Source organism: Embleya sp. NPDC050154 (assembly GCF_044460165.1).
In the GTDB taxonomy this organism is placed as follows: Bacteria; Actinomycetota; Actinomycetes; order Streptomycetales; family Streptomycetaceae; genus Embleya.
Window position 1 is genome coordinate 378,069 of the sequence record NZ_JBITJP010000008.1, and the last position, 7,548, is coordinate 385,616.

Here is a 7,548-nt window from a genome sequence, read left to right on the forward strand (position 1 = left end):
GCCGGCGCACGGGCCGCACGAGATCCGGGAGGGGCGGGGCTTCGGCCGCGCCCCTTCGTCCGTGTGGGCCGCGGCCTCGTTCGCGGGGGTCGGCCCGCCGTTTCGTGCGGGGCGGGCGTTCGGGTGGCCTCGGCACATCCTTGATGCCGCTCAATACGCGTCAGTAGGGTCGCCGCATGAAGCCGAATCGTCGGGACGTCCTGAAGTACTCGGCCGCGGGCGCGGCACTGCTGGGAGCGGCGGCGTGCACCGACGCCGAGGAGTCGCCGGTCAACAAGTCGAGCGACGCGCCCAAGCCCGGCGCCCCGACCTCGGGCGGCGCCGCAGGCGCGGCCGGCACCACCCTGGAGCGCACCCTGCTGCTCGGCCCGCCCGGCCCGGGCGGTTACCGCAAGGTGGTCGCCGGCCCCGGCGAACCGCACCTGCTGCGCAACGAGTTGGCCCCCGGCGCCGGTCCCGGCGACAAGACGAAGAGCCGACCCCTGGTGGCCTTCACCCAACTGACGGACATCCACATCCAGGACTCCCAGTCGACCGCGCGGGTGGACTTCCTGGACCGGCACAGCGACAAGGACCAGCCGTTCGCCAAGCTGCTGCCGTTCCAGTCGTCGTACCGCCCGCAGGAGGTGCTGACGGCGCAGATCGCCGAGGCGATGGTGCAGTCCCTCAACCGGATCGGCAAGGGCCCGGCGCTGGGCCAACCCCTGGCGTTCACCATCTGCACGGGCGACAACACCGACAACATCCAGTTCAACGAGCTGCGTTGGTACATCGACGTGCTCGACGGCGGCAAGAAGGTCACCCCCGACTCGGGCGACCGGAACAAGTACGAGGGCCCGATGGACGCGGTCGCGTACAACGACCGCTACTGGCACCCGGACGGCACGCCGGCCGGACAGAAGGACGACCTGCCCAGGCGCGAGTTCGGTTTCCCCACCGTGCCGGGTCTGCTCGACGCGTGCCGGCGTCCGTTCGAGGCGACCGGCCTGAAGACCCCGTGGTACACCGCGTACGGCAACCACGACGGGCTGGTCCAGGGCAACCTGCCGGTCAACGAATTGCTGGGCAAGGTCGCGGTCGGCGACGAGAAGGTGCTGGACATATCCGCGAAGGAGACCGTCGTCGCGCTCGCGGTCGGACTGCAGAGCGGCAAGCCGGACGCGCTTGCCGCGCTGATGTCGGGCCCCAAGCGCAAGGTCACCGCCGACCCGGACCGGCGGCTGATCGACCGCGCGGAGACGATCAAGGAGCACTTCAACACCACCGGCCTGCCCAAGGGCCACGGCTTCACCCAGCAGAACATCGACGCCAAGACCGCGTACTACAGCTTCGACCAGGGTCAGGTGCGCTGCCTGGTCCTGGACACGGTGAACCAGTACGGCCTGGACTCCGGCTGCCTGGACCCGACCCAGTTCGCGTGGCTCCAGGACCACCTGATGAAGGGCAGTTCCAGCTACCTGGACGAGCAGGGCAAGGTGGTCCAAGGCACCGGCCAGGACAAGCTGTTCGTGCTGTTCAGCCACCACACCATCGAGACGATGGTGAACCGCACGGTGCCCCCGGGGCAGCCCGCGCGAATCCTGGGCCCCGAGGTCTTGTCGCTGCTGCTGCGCTTCCCGAACGTCGTGCTGTGGGTGAACGGGCACACCCACGACAACCACGTGAAGCCGCACCCGCGCCCGGCCGGCTTCGCCGCTCCCGGAGGCTTCTGGGAGGTCAACACCGCGTCGCACATCGACTGGCCCTCGCAGGCGCGGATCGTGGAGATCGGGGACAACCGCAACGGCACACTGTCCGTCTTCGGCACCATCGTCGACTCGGCCGGGCCGGAGTCCAACGGCGGCAAGCTGGACACCCCGGTCGCACTGGCCGCGCTGGCCCGCGAACTCGCGGGCAACGACTGGCACGAGCGCGATCGCCCGGACGCGAAGGTGGACGGTCGGCGCGGTCGGATCGAGGACCGCAACGTGGAACTGCTGGTGCCGACGCCGGCGTGGCTCACGTAGAGCAGGCGGGTCCGCCGAGTCCGGCGGTCTACCAGACCACCGTCACCACGCGGGCGCAGCGTGACTTGGAGCGCTTGACCAGTTCGCCGTTGGGACGGTCGCTGCCGGCGACCCAGGCCATCGCCTCGCCGACGCTGCGACCGCCCCGGCGCTGGCGCCTGGTCAGCCGCTCGTCGCGGACCCGGTCCGAGGCGTGCACGTACCAGACCTCGGTCATCAGGCAGTAGGCGTCGGTCCAGCCGGGAGCGTCCAGTGCCAGGTAGTTGCCCTCGGTCACCACGATCCGGGTGCCGGGGCGGACCACGTGCCGCGCCGCGACCGGCTCGTGCAGCGTGCGGTCGTAGTCCGGCACGTACACGTCCCGGTCCACCTCGTGCACCACACGGGCCAGCGTGGTCGCGTAGCCCCACACGTCGAACGTGTCCACGGCGCCCTTGCGGTGCAGTCGGCCGATCCGCTTGAGCTGCACGTTCGAGAGGTGGAACCCGTCGAGCGGCACATAGGCGGCGGTACCGACGCCGACCCGCTGTTCGATCGCGCGCACCAGGCGGCCGGCGAGCGTGGACTTCCCGGCACCCGGCGGACCGGCGAGGCCGAGCACGACCCGATCGGCCCCGGGCGCCGCCGGAATCAGCCGTACCGCCGCATCCGCGAGCGCGTCGAGTGTTTCGAGGGCACCGGACACATCTGGCATGTCCGCAGTCTAGGCATCCGGAGCGACGCACGGTTGAGTGGAATAGACTCAACTTAGTTGTGGTTGCCACAGTCAAAGGACCGTTCGGGTGCCATACGGACACGACACGGACGGAATGATGGCCGTGACATCGCGTGCCCGAAGCGAAGGAGTCGCACACCTCACATGGATGCACAGAAGCTCACCACCAAGGCCCAAGAGGCCCTTTCGGTCGCCATCCGCAAGGCTTCCGCGGCGGGACACCCCCAGGTGGAGCCCGCGCATCTGCTGCTCGCCCTGCTCGAACAGCCCGAGGGGATCGCGGTCCCGCTGCTGGGCGCGGCCGGTGTGGACGTGCCGCTCCTGAAGGTCGCGGCCGTCCAGATTTCCGATCGCCTGCCGAGCGCGTCCGGCTCAACGGTGGCCGCTCCGCAGCTCGCCCGCGAGACGATGCTCGCGCTCGACGAGGCGGAGAAGCAGGCCGACAAGCTCGGCGACACGTTCGTGTCCACGGAGCACGTCCTGGTCGGTCTCGCGTCCGGCCGCTCCGGCCCGGTCGCCGAGGCGCTGCGCGACGCGGGCGCCACGCCGCAGGCGCTGCTCGACTCCTTCAAGGCGGTGCGCGGCAGCGCCCGGGTCACCTCCCAGGACCCGGAGAGTACCTATCAGGCCCTGGAGAAGTACGGCCGCGACCTGACCGAGGAGGCCCGCGACGGCAAGCTGGACCCGGTGATCGGCCGCGACTCGGAGATCCGCCGGGTGGTCCAGGTGTTGTCCCGCCGGACCAAGAACAACCCGGTCCTGATCGGTGAGCCCGGCGTCGGCAAGACCGCCGTCGTCGAGGGCCTGGCCAGGCGGATCGTGGCGGGCGACGTGCCCGAGTCGCTGCGCGACAAGCGGCTGATCGCGCTCGACCTGGGCGCGATGGTCGCGGGCGCGAAGTATCGCGGCGAGTTCGAGGAGCGGCTGAAGGCGGTCCTGAACGAGATCAAGTCCAGCGACGGCCAGGTCGTCACCTTCATCGACGAACTGCACACCGTGGTGGGCGCGGGCGCGACCGGCGACAGTTCGATGGACGCGGGCAACATGCTCAAGCCGATGCTCGCGCGCGGCGAACTGCGCCTGGTCGGCGCGACCACGCTGGACGAGTACCGCAAGCACATCGAGAAGGACCCCGCGCTGGAGCGCCGGTTCCAGCAGGTGTTCGTCGGCGAGCCCAGCGTCGAGGACACCATCGCGATCCTGCGCGGCCTCAAGAGCCGGTACGAGGCGCACCACAAGGTGCAGATCGCCGACTCGGCCCTGGTCGCCGCGGCCACCCTCTCCGACCGCTACATCACCGCGCGCTTCCTCCCCGACAAGGCGATCGACCTGGTCGACGAGGCGGCGTCGCGGCTGCGGATGGAGATCGACTCCTCCCCCGTCGAGATCGACGAACTCCAGCGCTCGGTGGACCGGCTGCGGATGGAGGAGATGGCGCTGGCCAAGGAGACCGACGCGGCCAGCCGGGACCGGCTGGAGCGACTGCGCAAGGACCTCGCGGACAAGCAGGAGCAACTCAGCGGGCTGACCGCGCGCTGGCAGCAGGAGAAGGCCGGCCTGAACCGGGTCGGCGAGCTCAAGGAACGCCTGGACGCGGCCCGCGGCGAGGCCGAGCGGGCCCAGCGGGACGGCGACTTCGAGACCGCCTCGAAGCTGATGTACGGCCAGATCCCGACCCTGGAGCGCGAGCTGGCCGAGGCCGCCGCGACCGAGGGCGACCGGGGCACGCACGGCACCGCGATGGTCAAGGAGGAGGTCGGCCCGGACGACGTCGCCGACGTGGTCTCGTCCTGGACCGGCATCCCCTCCGGCCGCCTCCTGGAGGGCGAGCGTGGCAAGCTGCTGCGGATGGAGGACGAGCTGGGTCGCCGGCTGATCGGCCAGAAGGCGGCCGTGGCGACGGTCTCCGACGCGGTACGCCGGGCCCGCTCCGGCATCGCCGACCCGGACCGCCCGACCGGCTCCTTCCTCTTCCTGGGCCCGACCGGTGTGGGCAAGACCGAGTTGGCCAAGTCGCTCGCCGACTTCCTCTTCGACGACGAGCGCGCGATGGTGCGGATCGACATGTCGGAGTACGCGGAGAAGCACTCGGTCGCCCGCCTGGTCGGCGCGCCGCCCGGCTACGTGGGCTACGAGGAGGGCGGCCAGTTGACCGAGGCGGTCCGCCGCCGGCCGTACTCGGTGGTGCTCCTGGACGAGGTGGAGAAGGCCCATCCCGAGGTCTTCGACGTCCTGCTCCAGGTGCTCGACGACGGGCGGCTGACCGACGGCCAGGGCCGCACGGTGGACTTCCGCAACGTGGTGCTGATCCTGACCTCGAACCTGGGGTCCCAGTACCTGGTCGACCCGGCGCTGTCCCGGGAGCAGCAGCAGAACCTGGTGATGGACGTGGTTCGCAACGCGTTCAAGCCGGAATTCCTCAACCGGCTCGACGACATCGTGCTCTTCGACGCACTCGGCACGGCGGAACTCGCACACATCGTCGGACTCCAGGTCGATCGGCTCGGCGCCCGGCTCAAGGACCGCCGGATCACCCTGACGGTGACCGACGCGGCCCGCGAGTGGCTCGCGCTGACCGGGTACGACCCGGCGTACGGCGCGCGGCCGCTGCGCCGGCTGATCCAGACCGCCATCGGCGACAAGCTGGCCCGGGCGCTGCTCGCCGGCGAGATCGACGACGGCGACACGGTCGTGGTCGACCTGGACGAGGCGAGCGACACGCTGGTGGTGCAGCCGCAGGAGCGGGTGCCGGCGAAGACGCTCTGACGAGCGGGTTCGGGGCCGAGTCGGCCACGAATGCCACGGCGCCGGGACCTGTTGCGGGTCCCGGCGCTTCGGCATGGCAGCATGCATGCGGAGTTATCTGACGGTGCGTCACACGTCGGGGGTTCGGTCGGGTCGGCTCCGGTCACGCGGTGCGCCGAGGATGGTGCGCCATGCGCGGCACGACAAGATCGCCTAGCACCGGATGAAGCGGACAAAACCCGCGAAGCCGGTAGCGTCCAGCGTGACAGATATCATCGACGCAGTGGTTAAGTTACCAGCGGGTAAGATGCCCGCACGGCCGTACGCTGTCGGCCGATACACGCCCCGGAAGGGACGTCCCACCGGAGGAGCCGAACGCCCATGCAGCTCGCAGCGATCGTGATCTCGCTGGTCACCTTGGTGGTCGGCGCCGCGCTCGCGGCGCGCGCCGTCGCGCATATCTACCGCTTCGTCCAGGTAGGCCAGCCGGACGGCAGCCGAACCGGACAGCCCGCGCAGCGCACCGCGACCCTCGGCCGGGAGTTCCTCGGCCACACCCGAATGCTCAAGTGGGGCGTCGTCGGCGTGGCCCACTGGTTCGTGGCCGTCGGCTTCCTGACCCTCGGCCTGACCATCATCACCGCCATCGTGCAGCTCTTCGACGCGCACTGGGTGTTCCCGCTCATCGGCGATTGGCTGCCGTACGAGCTGTTCACCGAGTTCATCGCGCTCGCCACGTTCGTCGGCATCGTGGTGCTGATGGTCATCCGGCAGCTGAGCCTGCCCTCGCGCCCGGGCCGCAAGTCGCGCTTCGCCGGCTCGGTGTCGTGGCAGGCGTACTACGTCGAGTGGACGATCCTGGTGATCGGCCTCGCGATCCTGACGCTGCGCGCCCTGGAGGCCGCCCTGCTCGGGGTGGACCACTACGAGGCGGGCTTCTTCGCGTCGTACCCGCTCAGCCTGGCCTTCCAGGACCTGGGCGAGTCCACGCTGGAGAACCTGGTCTACCTGACCGCGATGATCAAGCTCACCGCGACCGGCGCCTGGGCGGTGACGATCGGGCTGAACCCGAGTATGGGTGTGGCCTGGCATCGGTTCCTGGCGTTCTTCAACATCTATTTCAAGCGTGATGCCGATGGTGGTGTCGCGTTGGGTGCGTTGGCGCCGATGCGCTCGGGTGGCGAGGTGATCGATTTCGAGGACCCGGCCGAGGATGCGGTGTTCGGGGTGTCGCAGATCGAGCATTTCACGTGGAAGGGTCTGTTGGACTTCTCCACGTGTACCGAGTGTGGTCGGTGCCAGTCGCAGTGTCCGGCGTGGAACACGGGCAAGCCGTTGTCGCCGAAGTTGTTGATCATGTCGTTGCGCGAGCACGCCTACGCCAAGGCCCCGTATCTGCTGGCGGGTGGCGGTCGGGACGAGGAGGGCAACGAGCGGGCCACCCCCGAGCAGTTGGCGAGGGTGCCCGCGTCCGCGCTGGCCGAGGCGGGGCGTCCGCTGGTGGGCACGGCGGAGGAGAACGGGGTGATCGACCCGGACGTGTTGTGGTCGTGCACCACGTGCGGGGCGTGTGTGGAGCAGTGCCCGGTGGACATCGAGCACGTGGACCACATCGTGGACATGCGCCGGTACCAGGTGTTGATCGAGAGCGCGTTCCCCTCCGAGGCGGCGACGATGCTCAAGGGCCTGGAGAACAAGGGCAACCCGTGGGGCGTGGCCACCAAGGCCCGCCTGGACTGGGTCAAGGAACTGAGGAAGGCGACGGGGATCGAGGTCCCGATCGTCGGGCAGGACGTGGAACCCGCGGAGTTGGAGTACCTGTACTGGGTGGGTTGCGCGGGGGCGTTGGCGGACGGGCCGAAGAAGACCACGAAGGCGTTCGCGGAGCTGTTGCACATCGCGGGCGTGCGGTACGGGATCCTGGGCAAGGAGGAGTCCTGCACCGGGGACTCGGCGCGCCGGCTGGGCTCGGAGGTGGTCTTCCAGATGCTCGCGGCGCAGAACGTGGCGACGTTGAACGCGGCGTTGGAGGACGCCCCGCGCAAGCGGATCGTGACCACGTGTCCGCACTGCTTCAACACC

4 protein-coding genes are annotated in these 7,548 nt (G+C 69.8%); 3 read left to right on the forward strand and 1 reads right to left on the reverse strand.

Translation table 11 applies throughout. The annotated features are described in order from the left end of the window. Positions 1-176 precede the first annotated feature (176 nt). The gene (locus ACIBSV_RS19960; protein WP_395864699.1) at positions 177-2,006 is read left to right on the forward strand and encodes a TIGR03767 family metallophosphoesterase; all 1,830 of its coding nucleotides are present in this window, start codon (positions 177-179) and stop codon (positions 2,004-2,006) included. A gap of 28 nt (positions 2,007-2,034) precedes the next feature. Here the strand turns inward: ACIBSV_RS19960 and ACIBSV_RS19965 are convergent, their stop codons facing one another. Then, positions 2,035-2,700: a nucleoside/nucleotide kinase family protein gene (locus ACIBSV_RS19965; RefSeq protein ID WP_395864701.1), complete on the reverse strand. Its 666-nt coding sequence runs from the start codon at positions 2,698-2,700 to the stop codon at positions 2,035-2,037. 165 nt (positions 2,701-2,865) lie between these two features. Between ACIBSV_RS19965 and clpB the strand changes: the two genes are divergently transcribed. Further along, positions 2,866-5,487: an ATP-dependent chaperone ClpB gene (gene clpB, locus ACIBSV_RS19970; RefSeq protein ID WP_395864703.1), complete on the forward strand. Its 2,622-nt coding sequence runs from the start codon at positions 2,866-2,868 to the stop codon at positions 5,485-5,487. A gap of 360 nt (positions 5,488-5,847) precedes the next feature. Further along, the coding region (locus ACIBSV_RS19975) for a (Fe-S)-binding protein (RefSeq protein ID WP_395864705.1) at positions 5,848-7,548 on the forward strand (1,701 nt) is incomplete at its 3' end.

Bases quoted from the DNA above. Each gene is read 5' to 3' on its own strand.
- clpB (WP_395864703.1), top strand. From the start codon at position 2,866: ATGGATGCACAGAAGCTCACCACCAAGGCCCAAGAGGCCCTTTCGGTC.
- ACIBSV_RS19960 (WP_395864699.1), top strand. From the start codon at position 177: ATGAAGCCGAATCGTCGGGACGTCCTGAAGTACTCGGCCGCGGGCGCG.
- ACIBSV_RS19965 (WP_395864701.1), bottom strand. From the start codon at position 2,700: ATGCCAGATGTGTCCGGTGCCCTCGAAACACTCGACGCGCTCGCGGAT.